The organism is Streptomyces sp. NPDC005438, from assembly GCF_040606315.1.
In the GTDB taxonomy this organism is placed as follows: Bacteria; Actinomycetota; Actinomycetes; order Streptomycetales; family Streptomycetaceae; genus Streptomyces.
In genome coordinates this window covers 25,876-42,182 of the sequence record NZ_JBEXEP010000003.1, presented here as the reverse complement: position 1 = coordinate 42,182, position 16,307 = coordinate 25,876, and the positions used below count along the sequence as shown (strand labels likewise).

Below are 16,307 nucleotides of genomic sequence, written 5' to 3'. Positions count from 1 at the left end.
TCACCCCGACGTTTCCCGGACGGCCCGCTGGCGGGGGAAGGCGTACCGGCGCCCCAGCAGCACCACGCAGAGGGCGGCCGACACCAGGGGGAGGGCGGTCCAGGGCAGGGCCGCGACACCGAGCCCCTCCAGGGCGAGCCCGCCCACCAGGGCGCCCGAGGCGATGCCGCCGTTGTAGACGGTGGCCTGCATGGAGGTGGCCACGTCCGCCCGCCGTGGCCCGCTGATGTCGACCAGCGCGGTCTGGAGCAGGGTGGGGGCCGCGCCGAAGGCCACGCCCCAGCCGGCGACGGCGGCGAACAGCAACGTCGGCTGTCCGCCGAGCCAGCCCAGCACCAGCATCGCCCCGACCACCAGGGCCAGGGAGCCCAGCAGGGTGGGTCGCAGCAGGCGGTCCACCAGTGCTCCGCCCGCCCACACTCCCGCCACGGTGGCGACCCCGAAGGTCATCAACACCCAGCTCGCGGGCCCGAGTCCGGTGTCCTCGGTGTACGGGTCGAGGTAGGTGTAGAGGGCCTGGTGGCCGCAGAGCAGCAGCAGGGTGACCGACAGTACGGGCCGTAGTCCGGGGGCGGTGGCCACCGTGGCCAGGGGGACGCGCTGGTGGGACCGTTCGCCGGGGAAGTCGGGCACCCCGAGCCGTACCCAGAGGGTCAGCAGGGCCGCGAGGGCGGCGAGGAGGCCGAAGCACAGCCGCCAACCCACCAGCCCGGACAGGGCGTTGCCCAGGGGCACCCCTCCGGCGAGGGCGAGGGTGTTGCCGGCGAGCACCAGGGCGATGGCCCGGCCCCGACGGTGCGCCGGCACCATCCGGGCGGCGTACCCGACGAGCATCGCCCACAGCACCCCGCCCATGACACCGGCCAGCACCCGTACCCCGCAGGTAAGGGGGTACCAGGGGGAGACGGCGGTGACCGTGTTGCACAGGGCGAACCCCACCAGCACGCCCAGCAGCACCGTACGGCGGGAGCACCCGCGCAGGGCGGCGGTCAGCGGGATCGCGGCGAGGAAGGAGGCCGCCGCGTACAGGCTGACCAGGAAGCCCACCCGCCCCTGGGAGACGCCCAGGTCCCCGGCCATCCCCGGGAGCACCCCGGCCGGCAGCAGTTCGGTCATCACGGCGCTGAAGGCCGAGGTGGTCAGCGCTAACAGGGCGGCCAGCGGAAGCTTCTCGGTGCGCTCGGGGGGCGGGGAGCACCGCTGAGGTGGCGTGGAGGTCATGGCACGATGGTGGAGGGTTCACATCAGTGTGAGGGCAACCGGCCCCCGCCTCGTCCGCCGGAGGTGCCGATGAGGATCGGCGAGCTGTCCCGACGTACCCGGGTCCCCACCAGGCTGCTGCGCTACTACGAGGAACAGCGGCTGCTCGCCCCGGCCCGCGAGGAGAACGGCTACCGCCACTTCGAGGACGGCGACGTCTACCGGGTCCAGCAGATCCGGGGGTTGCTGGACTCCGGGCTGACCACCGAGATCATCCGCCGCATCCTTCCGTACCTCACCGAACCGGGCGAGATCCACCCCCGTCCCGAGCGCCTCAACCCGGAGACCGTGGCGCTGCTGTGGGACGAGGCCGACCGCATCAAGCAGCGCGTCGACTGCCTCAACCGCAACCGGGAGGCGATCCTCGGCTACCTCGCGGCGGTGCAGGTCGACCGCCGGCGGACGCCCCCGCCCGAGGACGGGCCAGCCACGGGCTGAGGTCCGCGCCCCGCGCCACCAGCGGATGCGGCACGATGATCCGGCGCCACGAAGTACCGGGCGAAGTACCGCACCACGAAACAGGGAGCGCAGCAGCATGGCATCGGCCCCACACCCGGACACCCTCACGGCCTTCGAGGGGGCCAAGGGCTTCATGCCGGTGGACGAGGGGCTGGCCCTCCACCGGGCGGCCACCCGGGCCACCGCCCTGGGGCTGCCCCTGCTGGAGATCGGCAGCTACTGCGGGCGCTCCACCCTGCTGTTGGCGGACGCGGGCCGGGCGGCGGGGCTGATGACGCTGACCGTCGACCACCACCGGGGCAGCGAGGAACAGCAGCCCGGTTGGGAGTACCACGACCCCACGCTGGTGGACCCCCACGTCGGGCGGATGGACACCCTGCCGACCTTCCGCCGCACCCTGTTCGAGGCCGGGCTGGAGGAGTGGGTGATCGCCCTGGTGGGGCGATCACCGCAGGTGGCGGCGCTCTGGGCCGGCCCGCTGGGCCTGGTGTTCGTGGACGGCGGCCACACCGAGGAGCACGCCCAGGCCGACTACGAGGGGTGGGTGCCCCGTCTGGCCACCGGGGGGCTGCTGGTGATCCACGACGTGTTCCCCGACCCCGCCGACGGCGGCCAGGCGCCGTACCACGTCCACCAACGGGCCCTGGCCGACGGCGACTTCGAGGAGACACCGCTGTCCACCGGCTCGTTGCGGGTACTACGACGGGTGGCCCCACGGCGCTGACGGCCGGGGCACTACGATCGGCGGCCGTGTCGAGCTATCCCTCCCCCGAGCCGAACCGACGGCGACGTACGGCCCTGCTGGTACCGCTGGCCCTGCTGCCCCTGGCCGGGGTGGTGGCCCTGGGATGGGTGGCCACCCGCGACGACGGGGACGGTTCGGACGCCGGGCGTTCCCCCGAACCCTCCCGCTCCAGCGCCCCGTCGGACTCCGGTGGTGGCGAACACCCCGGCTCCTCCCGGCCGTTGAAGGGCCGCACGGTGGTCGTCGACCCCGGTCACAACCCGGGGAACCGGGACCACACCAGGGAGATCTCCCGGCGGGTGAACATCGGCACCGACCGCAAGGAATGCGACACGGTGGGCGCGCAGACCCGATCCGGTTACGCCGAGGCCAAGTTCACCCTCGCCCTCTCCCGCAAGGTCAAGACCCTGCTGGAACACCAGGGCGCCGAGGTGGTCCTCACCCAGAACGGCGACCGCCGCTACGGGCCCTGTGTCGACAGCCGCGCCCGCGCCGGCAACAAGGCGCACGCGGACGCGGTGGTGTCCGTCCACGCCGACGGCGCCCCCACCGGGGCGCGGGGCTTCCACGTGATCCTCCCCGCGTCCGTGCACCGGGGAACGGCCGACACCCGCGCCATCACCGGCCCCTCCCGACGGCTCGGTCAGCACCTGGTGAAGGAGTTCGGTTCGGCCACCGGCACCAAACCCGCCAACTACCTGGGAAAGCGGGGCCTGGACGTCCGGGAGGACCTGGGAGGGCTCAACCTTTCCCGGGTTCCGAAGGTCTTCCTGGAGTGCGGCAACATGCGTGACCCACGGGACGCCAAACTGCTCACCGACCCCGCCTGGCGCACCCGCGCCGCACGTGGCATCGCCTCGGGAATCACCGCGTTCCTCCGGGACAGGCACTGACCGGACACCGGCTCACAACAGAACAGCAACCGGGAAGACAGCCCCCACCCGTGGCTCATAGAGTCCTCCGTACGATGGGGGTCTGCCCCCGGTTTCGCATCTGACTCACAGACCGACTAAGGACCCCGCGTGAACAACCGCTCAATCACCAGAGGCGATCTGGTCGTGGCGATCGCCGCACTACTGCTGCTGTTCGCCTCCTTTCTCCAGACCTTCTCGGTCAACAACTGCGACGGTGTCGGTGCGGACGAGAACCCCTGGTGCTCCAGCGCCTGGGAGTCGACGACCTTCCCCTACCTGCCCGGGGTGACTCTGCTGGGCCTCGTGGCGGCGGGTCTGATCGTCGGTTCCCGTTTCGTCCCGAGCCCCAAGCAGGTCATCGGTCTCCGACTCGACCAGTGGGGAATGGCCTTCACCATCCCGGTCGTGTGGTCCGCCTTCTGGACGTTGTTCGCCGGGCCGGACCTCCGTGGCGTGGACGTGGGCCCCGGCCTCGGCAGCGTCCTGTCCCTGATCATCTCGCTGGTCCTGGCCGGAGGCGCGATCGCCAGCCAGGTGACCCCGGCCCTCCAGATCCCGGTGATCAACATCTCCGGCGCCAACCGCGCCGCCGCCCCCAACCCCTACGGCGCCCAGCCGCCCGGCGGTTACGGCTACCCGGGGCAGCCGCAGCAGGGCCAGCCCGGTGGTTACGGTCACCCGCAGCCGGGCTACGGCACCCCGCCGCCCGGTGGCGCGCAGCCCGGCCCGGGCCAGCCCGGCCAGCCCTTCGGCAACGACGCCCACCAGCAGCCGACCCAGGTCGCCCAGCCCGGTGGCCAGACCCCGCCCCCGGGAGCCCCGGACCCGAACTTCCAGCCCTTCTGGTTCGCGGTGCCGGCCGCTCGCCCGCTGCACGGCGAGGACGGTTCCGGCTCCGTGGTGGCCGAACTGACCCCCGGTACCTGGTACCTGGCGATCGAGCAGCGGGGGCAGGTCCTCGTCGCCCAGACCCAGGACGGCCGTCGGGGCGTGCTCCAGGACACCTCGGGAATCCAGCGCGGCTGACCCCGGTCACCCCGGCCCGCACACGGGGCCCCACCCGGATCACGGGTGGGGCCCCGTTCTCGGTCGTCGTTGTTTTCGGTCGTTCTGCGTCCGGGGCCGGGGGCTCAGCAGCAGTCGGGGTCGAGGCCCTGGGGAAGGCGTTCCCCGCCGAAGACCGCGACGGTGGCCTCGTCCCCGCCCAGGGCGGCGACCGCCAGCAGTACCGAACCGGCGGTCCAGGAGGTCAGTTCCTCGGGCCAGACGGCCTCGTCGGCGAACACGTAGCCGGTCCAGTACAGCCCGCCCGGATGACGCAGGTGCCGCATCCAGGCCAGGACGCTTCGGGCCCGGCCGGGGTCGCCGTTGGCCCACAGGGCGAGGGCCAGTTCGGCGCTCTCCCCACCGGTCACCCAGGGGTTGGGGGACACGCACCGCACCCCCAACCCGGGCACCACGAACTCGTCCCACCGGCCGTCCAGGCGGGCGGTGGCCTCCGGGCCCCGCAGGGCCCCTCCGAGGACCGGGTAGTACCAGTCCATGGAGTAGCGGCCCTTGTCCAGGAAGCGTTCGGGGTGCCGGCGGATGGCGTGTCCGAGCAGCCCGGTGGCCAACTCCCAGTCCGGCTGGGGTTGTCGGCGGTGCTCGGCGAGGGCGAGGGCGCAGCGTAGCGCCTGGTAGACCGAGGAGGACCCGGTGAGCAGGGCTCCGTCGGCCAGGCCACCGTCGGCGTCCCGGCGCCAGGCGAACTGTCCGCCGGGGAGTTGGAGTTCCAGCACGTAGTCGAGGGCGCGGGAGACCACCGGCCACATGCGGTCGAGGAAGGCCTCGTCGCGGGTGCTGAGGTAGTGGTGCCAGACCCCGACGGCCACGTAGGCGCAGAAGTTGCTCTCCCGGCCCAGGTCGGTGGGGCGGGCGGCGTCCCCGTCGGCGTAGGCGGAGTACCAGGAGCCGTCCGGGAGTTGGTGCGTGGCCAGCCACTCGTAGGCGGCCTCGGCCGCCCGGTGTTCGCCGGCCACGTCCAGGGCCATGGCGGCCTCCACATGGTCCCAGGGGTCCAGGTGGTGGCCCCGGAACCAGGGGATGGCCCCGTCCGGCCGTTGGAGGGCGAGCAGCGCGGTGACGGTGACCTCGGCCTCCCGCGCCGTCAACACCCCGCCCAGCGTGAGCAGTTCGGTACGGCCGGGGCTGGTCACTCCCGCTCCTCCCCGGCACTGAGGGCCGCCCGCTCGGAGGGGAGGCGCGGCTTGGTGGCGTACACCACCAGGCTCTTGCCGATCAGGGGGTCCAGTGCGCGTTCGGCGAGGCGGGTGGCCAGCGGTCGCTTGGTGATGTCCCAGACCAGCATCCTGTGGTACGCCCGGACCGGCAGCGCCCGGTCGTTGTCCACCCCGAAGGCGCACTTGAGCCACCAGTACGGGGAGTGCAGGGAGTGGGCGTGGTGGGTGCCGTAGGGGATCAGGCCGGCCTCCCGGATGCGCCGGGCGAGTTGGTGGCCCCGGTAGATGCGGATGTGGCCGCCCTCCACCTCGTGGTAGGCGTCGCTGAGCGCCCAGCAGACGCGTTCGGGGCCGTAGCGGGGGACGGTCACGGCGATCCGGCCGCCGGGGCGCAGCACCCGCACCATCTCGGCGAGCACCCCCTTGTCGTCGGGGATGTGCTCCATCACCTCGGAGATGATGACCACGTCGAAGCTGTCGTCGGGGAAGGGGAGGGCGAGGGCGTCCCCGCGCATGGCGGTGGCGGTGGCTCCGGCCGGTGCCTCGCCGGCCTCCTCCATGGCGGCGAACCAGCCGGCGACCTCGCGGATCTCGTCGGCGTTCTGGTCCAGGGCCACCACCCTGGCGCCCCGGCGGTAGCACTCGAAGGCGTGTCGTCCCGCGCCGCAGCCCAGGTCGAGCACACGGTCACCGGGGGCGAGGGGGAAGCGGGAGAAGTCCACGGTCAGCACGGGGGTCTGCCTTCCTGACGGTATGCGGTTCGCACGGGGCGGAGGGGTCAGCCGGCCTTCCGGGGGGAGCGGCCCTGGGCCGCTATCGCGGCGCGGTACCGCCGTACGGTGCCCAACGCGGCCTGCTCCCAGGTGAACCGGCCCAGCACCCGCGCCCGCCCGGCCTCTCCCAGGCGCCGGCGCAGCGCGGGGTCGCCGAGCAGCCGTACCAGGGCGACGGCGAGCGCGTCGGAGTCCCCGGGCGGTACAGCCAGACAGGTCCTCCCGTCGGGGCCGGCGACCTCGGGGATGGCCCCGCCGGTGCTGGCCACCAGGGGGGTGCCGGTGGCCATGGCCTCGGCGGCCGGCAGGGAGAAGCCCTCGTACAGCGAGGGGACGCAGGCCACCTGGGCGCCTCGGATGAGCCGGGCCAGTTCCTGGTCGCTGATGCCCTTGACGAACTCCACCCGGTCGGCGAGGTCGTACCGGGTGATCGCCTCGGCCACCGGTCCCCTGGCGGGGCGCGTACCGACCACGACCAGGTGGGCGTCGGGGTGTTCGGCCCTCGTCTTGGCCAGGGCCTCCACCAGGTACAGCAGCCCCTTGAGGGGGACGTCCGCGCTGGAGGTGGTGACGATGCGGCCGGGTACCTCGGGCTGGTCGCGGTCGGGGGCGAACAGCTGGGCGTCGGCGCCGATGTGGACGACGTCCACCCGGTCGGGGCGTACCCCGAGGTGGTCGACGATCTCCTGGCGGGAGGAACCGGAGACGGTCAGGATCGCCGGCAGTCGTCGGGCGACGCGTCGCTGCATCCTGGTGAAGCCGTACCAGCGGCGCACCGAGGCGCGGGCCCGCCAGCCCTCGGCGGCGTCCAGCTCCAGTCGGCGGTCCACGGTGATGGGGTGGTGGACGGTGGTGACCAGGGGCAGCCCCAGCCGGGGCAGGCCCAGCAGTCCGTAGCCGAGGGTCTGGTTGTCGTGCACCACGTCGAACTCCCCCACCCGGTCGGCGAGATGGCGCCGGGCGCGCAGGGAGAAGGTCAGGGGTTCGGGGAAGCCGCCGGTCCACATGGTGGCCACCTCCAGGGCGTCCACCCAGTCCCGCAGTTCCTCGCGCCGGGGGGTGCGGAAGGGGTCGGGCTGCCGGTACAGATCCAGGCTGGGCAGCTCGGTGAGGGTGACGGTGCCCGGTCCCACGTGGTCCAGCTCGGGGTACGGCTGGGCGCCGATGACCTCGACATGGTGGCCGAGTCGGGCCAGTTCGCGGGACAGATGGCGTACGTAGACCCCCTGACCGCCGCAGTAGGGGTTGCCCTTGTAACTGAGGAGGGCGATGCGTAGAGGGGTGTCTCCCTCGGGTGGACCGACCTCGGTGGAGGGACCGGTCTGGGCGTCCCGCGTGGCATCGGCGGTCACTCACGGCCCCCTTCAAGGCTGGACATGGGGCGGAGCGTATCCGCCGGCGCTAATGTAGAACAAGTTTCACTTGTGCGGGCGCAAGCTCCGCCGCCCACGAATCTACCGGCCAGTCACCTCGCTCCCACGGCCACGGTGCGTGATTCCCACCACGGCCGCCAGTCACCTATCCCCCGCCCGCCCCAGGAGACCGTCGATGGAACGGGACCGATGACCCCCGCACCGCACACCCGCGCCCCCGGACAGCTCACCGAGCGGCAGGCCGCCCGCCGTCGCCGCATCGTGGAGGCCACCACCACGCTGGCCCGCGAGGGCGGCTACGACGCCGTACAGATGCGGGCGGTGGCCGAGACGTCCCAGGTGGCGCTGGGCACCCTGTACCGCTACTTCCCCTCCAAGGTCCACCTGTTGGTGGCCACCATGCGCGACCAGTTGGAGCGGCTGCACCACACCCTGCACGCCCACCCGCCCCGCCACCCCCGGGCCTCGGACCGGGTGGCCCACACCCTGCTGCGGGCCTTCGAGACCCTCCAGCACGAGCCCCTGCTGGCCGACGCCATGCTCAGGGCGCTCAACTTCGCCGACCAGCACGTCTCCGAGGAGGTGGCCAGCGTCTCCCGGCTGACCACCGCCCTCATCGAGGACGCCATCCGCCTGGAGGAGGAGCCGTCCGAGGAACGGCTGTCAGCGGTACGGGTGATCGGCCACACCTGGCACTCGGTACTCATCGGCTGGCTCACCGGGCGGGCCACCATGGACCAGGTACGCGTCGACCTGCACACGGTGTGCCAGCTGGTGGACCTGCCCTCGGCCCCCGCACCCCGGGGAAGCGCCCACGGGGCCCGGGGCTAGCATGGGCGCCGCGGAACGCGCCCCCGGTCGACCGGGAGGGCCGGTAGACCTCCGGCCCCGGTAGCCACCGGGACGTCCACCCGGGCTCCCCGACGGAGCCCCACCGGCCGGAACCGGCCACGGCGCCGACCACCGGCCCGCGAAGGGCGGCCCGAGAGCACGCCTCCACCGGCGGCGTCCGCGAAGCGATCACCGAAAGGCAGCGTGATGACCCTGCGCCGCGCCACCGCGCCCCTCACCGCCGGCATGGTCGGCGCCCTGCTCGTGCTCGGTACGTCGACGGCCTCGGCGATCCCCGCCGCGACCTCCACCACGAGCGCCACCGCGACCTCTACGAACGCCGCCGCCAAGTCGCCGCCCCCGGAGCTGTACGGCAAGGGCGACCCCCAGTTCGACGGCGTACTGCGGCAGTCGGTGGCCATGCTGGCTCAGCACGCGGCGGGTTGGCGGCCGGCGCCCAAGGCGGTGCGCTGGCTGACCGACCAGCAGTGCGGCAACGGCGCGTTCGCCTCCTACCGCGCCGAACCGGACACCGCCTGCGACGACGACACCAAGGTGGAGACCAACGCCACCGCCGCCGCCGTACAGGCCCTCGCCGCCCTCGACCAGGACGGGTCGAAGAAGTCCTCGTCACCGGTCAACAAGGCGCTGACCTGGCTTCGTTCGGTCCAGAACAAGGACGGCGGCTGGGGCTTCACCCCCGGTGGCGCCTCCGACGCCAACTCCACCGGCCTGGTGGTCGGCGCCCTCGAAGCGGCCGACCAGGACGCCGAGGACGTGACCAGGAACGGCAAGTCGCCCCACGACGCCCTGGCCAAGCTCCAGTTGGGCTGCTTCGCCCCGCGCGCCGAACGCGGCGCCTACGCCTTCCAGCCCGACAAGAAGGGCAAGCTCGCCGCCAACGACGACGCCACCACCGCCGCCGTACTGGCCGGCTACGGCGAGGGGTTGCTGGTGGAACCGGTGGAGGACGACGAGCGTCACCCGGCCCGTGCCCTGGACTGCGGGGGCGGCAAGTCCGCCCGGCCGGACGGGGAACGGGCGGCGGAGGCCGGAGCCGCGCGTCTGGCCCGGGTGTTGAGGGACAAGGGCGCGCTGCCCTCGGTGATGCCGGGCAGCGAGGGGAAGCCGGACTTCGCCAACACCGCCGACGCGGTACTCGCCCTCGCCGCCGGGGAGCACGCCGACGAAGCCAGGCGCACGACCAGCTGGTTGGCGAAGAACATTGACAAGTGGAGCAAGGCGAAGGAGGATCCCACCGCCTTGGGCCTGTTGGTACTGGCCGCCCATGCCGGCGGCGCGGACCCCACGTCCTTCGGCGGGGTCGACCTGGTGAAGCGGCTGAACGCCACCGGCCCCCAGCCCGCGAGGGCCGACAGGTCCGAGGACGACGAAGCCTCGGACGACGACAAGGACAACAGCTCCACGGTGTGGACCATTTCCCTGGTGGGGGCCGGACTGGCCGCCGGTATCGGGATGGGCATTCTGATGAGTGGACGACGGAGGCAGCTATGAGCGACGTCCGGCAGGACCGGCCGACGCCCCTGGACACCCGGCGCCCCACTCGGGCCGACCAGGTGGAGGAGGTGATCCTGGAGTCGCTGCAACGGGCCGTGGTACGTCGTGGCCTGATCGCGCTGACCCTGGGCACCGTCGTCACCGTGGGCGTCTTCCCGGCACAGGCCGAGGCCCCCTCCCAGGTCTCCGAGACACCCAGCTACCGCTACTGGTCCTTCTGGGAGCACGAGAAGGACTCCTGGACCTACGCCTCCGAGGGGCCCACCACCCAACACCCGGACGACGGAGCCCTGTTGGGTTTCCGTTTCGGAGTGAGCGAGGACAACGCCGACCGGTCCGCCCAACCCCGGGGCACGGCCAGCTTCGACGACATCTGCCAGGACACCCCCAGGAAGTCCGGCACCCACCGGGTGGCCCTGGTGGTGGACTTCGGCACCGTCAAGGACGCCCCGAAGGGCGAACGTCCGCCCTCACCACACACCGCCTGCGCGCTGTTGGCGGGCGAGGACACCACCGGTGACGCCCTGGCGCGGACGATGAAGCCACTGCGCTACAACGCCGACGGGCTGCTGTGCTCCCTCAACGGCTACCCCGGCTCCGGCTGCGGTGAGGAAGTGGGCCAGCAGCGGGCGCAGGCGAAGAACTCCGGGGGCGGAGGCTCCTCCCTCGGGTTGAGCATGGGCGTCGGCGCGGTGCTCGCCCTGTCGGCCGCCGCCCTGTGGCAGGTCCGCCGCCGCCGTCAGTGACGCCACGTTCCGAGAGCCGCTCCATGACGCCGCTTTCGGTGACGCCGCCACGACTCGACGACTGACGTCGGAGTCCACTCCCCGGGGACGTCCCGACAACGAGGCTCGGCCCTGAGCCGCGTCGGTCAGCCCACACTCCCCGGCCTTCCCGCCGCCTCAGCCACCCACCCGACGAGGTCCGCGCTCACCGCCTGGGCGGGACAACACCCCTGCCCGCCCGAACACGCGGCGGGGTGACCGCGCGTGTTCGGGCGCTGAGGCCCGTACCGGCGCCCCCTCGGGCCCACGAGCGCCACACGACGCGACCTCGGCGGCTCTGGCCGGCCTGGCCGGCCCACAAAGACCGCGAGGACAGCGTCCTCCCCCACGACCCCACCGGCGGACCACCAGGGCTCACGGTCGGGGGTTACGCGGTACGACCACCGCCCCGGCCGGTGCCCAGCGGCCCGGCCCGGTGCGACCACCCCGTGGCCCTGGCTCCTCCTCGGCCGCCGAACGGGCTCCTCGGCGGACACGGGGCCCTTGGCCGGGGTCGGTCACCCTCCGGTGGGTTCGGCGTCCACCCGTTCCCGCTCGTCCCGTGGGGCCCGCTCCGCCACCGGGGCCGGCTCGGGGGCGGGCTTCGAGACGGGCTCCGGCCGTTCCGGTTCGGGCACCTCGGCCGCCGACGACTGGGCGGGCACGGTGACCGGGTCGGGTTCGGTGGAGCCCTTCCACAGGGGGCCGGGCTTCGGCAGGCGGGGGCCCAGCAGCATCCCGACGGTCACCACCAGGGCGCCGCCGGCCGCGTCCAGGATGTAGTGGTTGGCGGTGGCCATCACCACGTACACCGTCAGCATCGGGTACAGCATTCCCAGGGCCCGCAGCCAGTACTTCGAGGTCATGCGGACGATCACCACCGCGCACCACAGGGACCAGCCCACGTGGAGCGAGGGCATCGCGGCGTACTGGTTGGACAGTTCGGTCAGCGCGCCGAAGTCGGGGTCCGACAAGTCCTGGGGGCCGTGCGCGGTGTCCACGTACCCCAGGCCCGGCATCAGTCGTGGTGGGGCCAGCGGATAGAGGTAGAAGCCGACGACGCCCAGCAGGGTCGCCACACTGAGCGAGGTACGGGCCTTGCGGTACTCCAGCGGACGCCGGACGTAGAGGAAGGCCAGCAGGCTGATGGGCACCAGGAAGTGGAAGGCGGAGTAGTAGAAGTTCGCGCTGTTCTCCAGCCAGGGGGTCTGGGCCGCGAAGTTGTTGAGCGTGTGCTCCACGTCGATGTGGAGCGCGGCCTCCCAGTCGAGGATCTGGCGGCCGTGTGCCTCCGCCGTGTCCCGGCCGTCGGGGGCCAGGCTGCGTACGTAGGAGTACGCCCAGTACCCCACGCGGATCAGCAGCAGTTCCAGCAGCAGGTGGGGCCGCTCGGGCACCCGGGGGGCGAGCGGCGCGTCGAAGGTGGGGTCCTTGGTGGACAGGAACGGCAGCGCGCAGGCCACCGCCAGTGCGGCCAGCAGGGGGAGGTTCTCCGCCAGGGGGGAGAGCGCCGGCATGGCGGGCAGCAGGGCGCTCCCGTCCAGCGTCATCACCAGCACCACCAGGATCGGCCACACCAGCCGGTCGGGGCCACGCTGGCCCAGCCGCCCCACCAGGGCCAGCAGGATCCACAGCTGCTGGTGCTGCCACATGGTGGGGGAACAGGCCACCACCCCGCAGCCCAGGACAGCGGCGGACAGCAGCAGTTGCCCGTCCCTGGCGTAGTGCACCGCGCGACGCAGGGCCACCACGGCGACGGCCGCCACCAGCACCGCCAGCAGCCCCAGTTCCAGCGGCCCGCGCAGTCCCAGCCTCAGCAGTACGCCGTGCAGGGACTGGTTGGACAGTCCGTCCGCGGCCTCCCCCAGACCCGAACCGGCCAGGTGGTGCACCCAGTAGGTCCACGAGTCGCCCGGCATCGCGATCCAGGCCGCCAGGGTGGCGGTGGCGAAGGTACCGCCGGCCGCGAGGGCCGCCGGACGGCGACCGGTCAGCCACAGCAGCGGGGCGAACAGCAGCACCGCCGGTTGCAGCGCGGCGGCCACACCGATGAGGGCGCCGCCCCACTGCCGGTCACGGCCCGAGTGCAGCCAGCCGATCAGCACCAGGAGGACCGGCAGGATGCTGGTCTGGCCGAGGGTGAAGGTGTTGCGTACCGGAAGGGACAGGGTGAGCAGGCACAGGGCGACCGGGGTGGCGAACAGGCTGGCCCGGGGCGAGACCCTGCCGGGCAGGGCCCGTACGGCGACCCAGGCCACCGCGGCCACCAACAGCAGGGTGCCCAGGGTCCAGGCCACGCCGAGTCCCGCCTGGGCGGCCCGGGTCAGGGGCTTGAGCACGAGTCCGGCGAAGGGGGTGCCGGTGAAGGTTCCCTCGGCGTACAGCGGTTCCCCGGCGGTCAGCACGCCGTGGTCACCGATCCAGGCCAGCAGGTCGGTGAGGCGTTCGTCGGCCGGCCGACTCAGCACCACGGCGGCCTGACGTACCGCGAGTGTGAGGGCCAGCAGCCACAGGCCGATCAACGCCATCCCGGTGCGAGAACCGAGTTGCTGAGCCAGCCCGCCCCTGTCTCCGCCTGCCGCCTGGTCCGCCGCCACGTGCCGCGTTCTCCGTTCTGCTCCGTTGACCGAATCGACCGCTACGGGTCAGGTCACGATCCGCCGCCCCGGGCCGGCCGTCGCCGCCGTGGGCGCGACCGACCGAGGTCGAACACTGTCACAGGTGTCAGACGCTCGACACCGCCTCGTTACCTGAGTGCCCAGTATCACCGTCCGAATCCTCGGACTTGTCCCAGGGTCCGCCGGATTCGGCCAACGCGCCGTGAACCGTGGCCCCCCACCGGCGGGCCGCCGGGGAACCCCGGGGCGGCCCAAGGGGGCAGCTTCTCACAGCGGGACCCCGGGCTTCCCCGGAACGCCGGGGCCCCGGGGGGCGTGACCGGGGTCGCCCCCGGATCACCGCGCTTCCTCCACCGCGCCCCCGCACCACCCTCGCGCCCCGACCACCTCACACCCACGCGGAACCCCGTCGACCGGGGGAATCCGGCAGGATGTGGTCATGAGCATCGTGAAGATCAATGTCCTCACCGTCCCCGAGGATCGGCGGGAGGTGCTGGAGCAGCGCTTCGGCGCCCGCGCCGGGACGGTGGAGAAGGCGGAAGGTTTCGAGGGGTTCCAGCTGCTGCGGCCGGTGGACGGCACGGACAAGTACCTGGTCTGTACGTGGTGGCGGGACGAGGCGTCGTTCCAGGCCTGGATGGAGGGCCCGATGAAGGAGGCCCACCAGGGTGGTCAGGGCGGCGGTCAGGGCGGGGAGCGCCCCAAGCCGGCGGCCACCGACTCCACCGTGTGGTCCTTCGAGGTGGCCCTGGGCGTCGAGCCCGGGACGTCAGGGGACTGACCGCGCAGAGGCCGGTTCAGCCGAGGGGGACGGCCCGCCCGCTGGCGGCGGGCTCCCCGGAGGTCGCCGGCTCCGCCTCCCCCGGCCCCTCGGCGCCCTCCTCGGGGCGGGCGCCCTCGGTCTCCTTCTCCAGGGCCTTGCGGGTGTGCGCTCCGTACACGCCCTTGGGGTCGCCCTTGACGTCGTAGGCGCGCTGGAAGGCGGTCACCGCCGAGGTCAGGCTCGGGCCGAACCGGCCGTTGTCCTCGCCGGTGAAGAAGCCCAACTCCTTGAGCCGGCGCTGGAGTTCGGCGACCTCGGCTCCCTTGTCCCCCTCCTCCAGCACCGGTGGGGGCTTCTGGGTCGGGGCGCTGCTGGTGGGGGTGGGGTCGTCGGGGGTGGGCTCGGCGCTGCTCCTGGTGGGGCTGGCACTGCTGGCCCCACCTCCGGGGGCGGCGACCTTGCCCCCGCCGGGAGAGCGGTTCCCCTCGGGGCTCTCGCTGGCCGTGGGGCTGACGCTGTCGCTGGGTGAGGTGGAGGGCCCGCCCCGGGTGGGCTGACTCGGCGGGGGCGGGGTCGGGTAGCTGGTGTCCTTGTCGGGCACCACGGTTTCCGCGCGGTCCGTCCGCTCGGTGGAGTCGCCCCCTCCGCCGAGGTCCACCACGGTCGCAGTCAGCGCGGCCACCGCCAGCACGGCGGTCAACGTCCACCACACCCGACGCCTCCCGCGGCGGGCCGACGCCGGCCGCTCGGGCCGTGGCTCCCGGGGCTCACCGCCCGGGACGAGGGTGGTTCCGAGACGGCGACGCCCCGGGGCGGACGCCAGTGGGGTGACCGCCAGCTCCCGCAACCCCCGGTCGGTGACGGTGGGTTGGGGTTCCAGTTCGTCGAAGAGGGCCACGTCGTCGGGGTTCGGCCCCTTGGCGCGGCGACGACGGGCCGGGGCGGGCAACCGGTCCCCGCCCGTGCCGGAGCATTCGCAGGTGGGCGCACCCTCCCGCAGGGGCGCCAGACATATCGGGCAGTCCTGGGGCGCCGTCACGGGGGTCCGCCTCTCCTCGGCTCCGGTCGAAAGTGAAGGCGATTATGCAGCGTCGTTCCACCCGCGCCAACGGGGCGGCGAGGACGCCCCGTCGGGAAAGACGGACAACTCGTCGCACCCTTCCCAAGTGGGCGAACATCCCCGGTCGACACCCACACCGAGAGCAGTCGGGCGCCGCCACGACCGTGAGGCGGTGCCCGGACGACCGGTTCCGCCCGGATCACGGACACCCTCTGGCAGGGACGCCCAGGTTTTTGTATCGTACGAGAACAAAGTGGTTCCGTCCGTGCTCCGATCCTCGGGGCATCCCTGACCGGCGGGCGGAACCACTTGCTCCCGCACCAGGAAGGAACGGCATGGCCCCGAGCACCGACGGCACCCTCCTGGAGACCAGCGCCCTGCTTCTGGACATGGACGGGACCCTGGTCGACTCCGACGCCGTGGTGGAACGGGTGTGGCGGGCCTGGTCGGCACGGCAGGGCCTGGACCCCGAGTACGTGCTGTCGGTGGCCCACGGCCAGCAGGCCCACCTGACCATGGCGCAGCTCCTCCCCGACCGGCCGTCGGAGCGGAACCACGCCGAGGGACGCGCACTGCTCGACCAGGAGACCGGTGACACCGAGGGCGTGGTCCCCGTCCCCGGGGCGCCCGCCTTCCTCCGCGCTCTGCACGGACTGCCGCACGCCCTGGTGACCTCGGCCAGCCGCGACCTGGCCCGGGCCCGGATGACCGCCGCCGGACTGCCGATGCCCGCGACCCGGATCACCGCAGAGGACGTCAGCGCCAGCAAGCCGGACCCCGAGGGCTTCCTCAAGGGAGCCGCCGAGGTGGGCCAACTCCCCTCCGACTGCGTGGCCTTCGAGGACTCGCCGGCCGGCATCGCCGCCGCCCGCGCGGCCGGTATGAGGGTGGTCGGCGTCGGCCACCGGGCCGCCGACCTGTCCCCCACCGTCGCCGTGCCCGACCTGAGCGGCGTCACCGTCGAGCCTCTCCCCCAGGGGCGGATACGGCTCCACCTGCCGGCCTGA

At 73.0% G+C, this 16,307-nt stretch carries 15 protein-coding genes; 9 read left to right on the top strand and 6 right to left on the bottom strand.

What is annotated here, in order from left to right:
- A complete protein-coding gene (locus ABZT14_RS08425) occupies positions 1-1,221 on the bottom strand; it encodes an MFS transporter (protein WP_356298655.1) in 1,221 nt (406 codons plus the stop codon).
- A 69-nt stretch (positions 1,222-1,290) separates the two neighbouring features.
- On the opposite strand from ABZT14_RS08425, the gene ABZT14_RS08420 reads away from it, so the two are divergent.
- The 4 genes from ABZT14_RS08420 (at position 1,291) to ABZT14_RS08405 (ending at position 4,404) form a co-directional block, all read left to right on the top strand.
- Entirely contained in the window at positions 1,291-1,698 is a 408-nt protein-coding gene (locus tag ABZT14_RS08420) for a MerR family transcriptional regulator (RefSeq protein WP_356298653.1), read from the top strand.
- Between the two features lie 97 nt (positions 1,699-1,795).
- On the top strand, positions 1,796-2,443 hold the full coding sequence (locus ABZT14_RS08415; RefSeq protein WP_356298651.1) for a class I SAM-dependent methyltransferase: 648 nt from the start codon (positions 1,796-1,798) through the stop codon (positions 2,441-2,443).
- A gap of 26 nt (positions 2,444-2,469) precedes the next feature.
- Positions 2,470-3,357 carry an N-acetylmuramoyl-L-alanine amidase gene (locus ABZT14_RS08410; protein ID WP_356298650.1) on the top strand — a complete coding sequence of 296 codons (888 nt, stop codon included), beginning with the start codon at positions 2,470-2,472 and terminating at the stop codon, positions 3,355-3,357.
- Positions 3,358-3,486: 129 nt separating this feature from the next.
- Entirely contained in the window at positions 3,487-4,404 is a 918-nt protein-coding gene (locus tag ABZT14_RS08405; protein ID WP_356298648.1) for a hypothetical protein, read from the top strand.
- A 104-nt stretch (positions 4,405-4,508) separates the two neighbouring features.
- Here ABZT14_RS08405 and ABZT14_RS08400 read toward each other — a convergent pair whose 3' ends face one another.
- From ABZT14_RS08400 to ABZT14_RS08390, 3 genes are read right to left on the bottom strand one after another with little or no spacing between them, the layout of a single operon-like run.
- Positions 4,509-5,576: a prenyltransferase/squalene oxidase repeat-containing protein gene (locus ABZT14_RS08400; protein WP_356298647.1), complete on the bottom strand. Its 1,068-nt coding sequence runs from the start codon at positions 5,574-5,576 to the stop codon at positions 4,509-4,511.
- Positions 5,573-6,331: a class I SAM-dependent methyltransferase gene (locus ABZT14_RS08395; RefSeq protein ID WP_356298645.1), complete on the bottom strand. Its 759-nt coding sequence runs from the start codon at positions 6,329-6,331 to the stop codon at positions 5,573-5,575. The genes ABZT14_RS08400 and ABZT14_RS08395 overlap by 4 nt, the downstream gene beginning before the upstream one ends.
- A gap of 47 nt (positions 6,332-6,378) precedes the next feature.
- Positions 6,379-7,725, bottom strand: coding sequence for a glycosyltransferase family 4 protein (locus tag ABZT14_RS08390; protein ID WP_356298643.1), 1,347 nt, complete (start codon positions 7,723-7,725; stop codon positions 6,379-6,381).
- A gap of 210 nt (positions 7,726-7,935) precedes the next feature.
- Between ABZT14_RS08390 and ABZT14_RS08385 the strand changes: the two genes are divergently transcribed.
- From ABZT14_RS08385 to ABZT14_RS08375, 3 genes are all read left to right on the top strand, one after another.
- Positions 7,936-8,577, top strand: a complete 642-nt coding sequence (locus tag ABZT14_RS08385) for a TetR family transcriptional regulator (RefSeq protein ID WP_356298642.1) — start codon at positions 7,936-7,938, stop codon at positions 8,575-8,577.
- Positions 8,578-8,784: 207 nt separating this feature from the next.
- Positions 8,785-10,092 (top strand): prenyltransferase/squalene oxidase repeat-containing protein, encoded by a 1,308-nt coding sequence (locus tag ABZT14_RS08380; RefSeq protein WP_356298640.1) that lies wholly within the window; start codon positions 8,785-8,787, stop codon positions 10,090-10,092.
- Entirely contained in the window at positions 10,089-10,841 is a 753-nt protein-coding gene (locus tag ABZT14_RS08375) for an SCO2322 family protein (RefSeq protein ID WP_356298638.1), read from the top strand. The genes ABZT14_RS08380 and ABZT14_RS08375 overlap by 4 nt, the downstream gene beginning before the upstream one ends.
- Before the next feature lie 536 nt (positions 10,842-11,377).
- Here ABZT14_RS08375 and ABZT14_RS08370 read toward each other — a convergent pair.
- A complete protein-coding gene (locus ABZT14_RS08370) occupies positions 11,378-13,387 on the bottom strand; it encodes a bifunctional glycosyltransferase 87/phosphatase PAP2 family protein (protein ID WP_356298636.1) in 2,010 nt (669 codons plus the stop codon).
- Positions 13,388-13,916: 529 nt separating this feature from the next.
- Between ABZT14_RS08370 and ABZT14_RS08365 the strand changes: the two genes are divergently transcribed.
- Positions 13,917-14,258, top strand: coding sequence for an antibiotic biosynthesis monooxygenase (locus tag ABZT14_RS08365; protein WP_356298634.1), 342 nt, complete (start codon positions 13,917-13,919; stop codon positions 14,256-14,258).
- 16 nt (positions 14,259-14,274) lie between these two features.
- On the opposite strand, the gene ABZT14_RS08360 is transcribed toward ABZT14_RS08365, so the two are convergent.
- Entirely contained in the window at positions 14,275-15,279 is a 1,005-nt protein-coding gene (locus ABZT14_RS08360) for a peptidoglycan-binding protein (protein WP_356298632.1), read from the bottom strand.
- A gap of 356 nt (positions 15,280-15,635) precedes the next feature.
- Here ABZT14_RS08360 and ABZT14_RS08355 point away from each other — a divergent pair, with 356 nt between their 5' ends.
- Entirely contained in the window at positions 15,636-16,307 is a 672-nt protein-coding gene (locus tag ABZT14_RS08355) for an HAD-IA family hydrolase (protein ID WP_356298630.1), read from the top strand.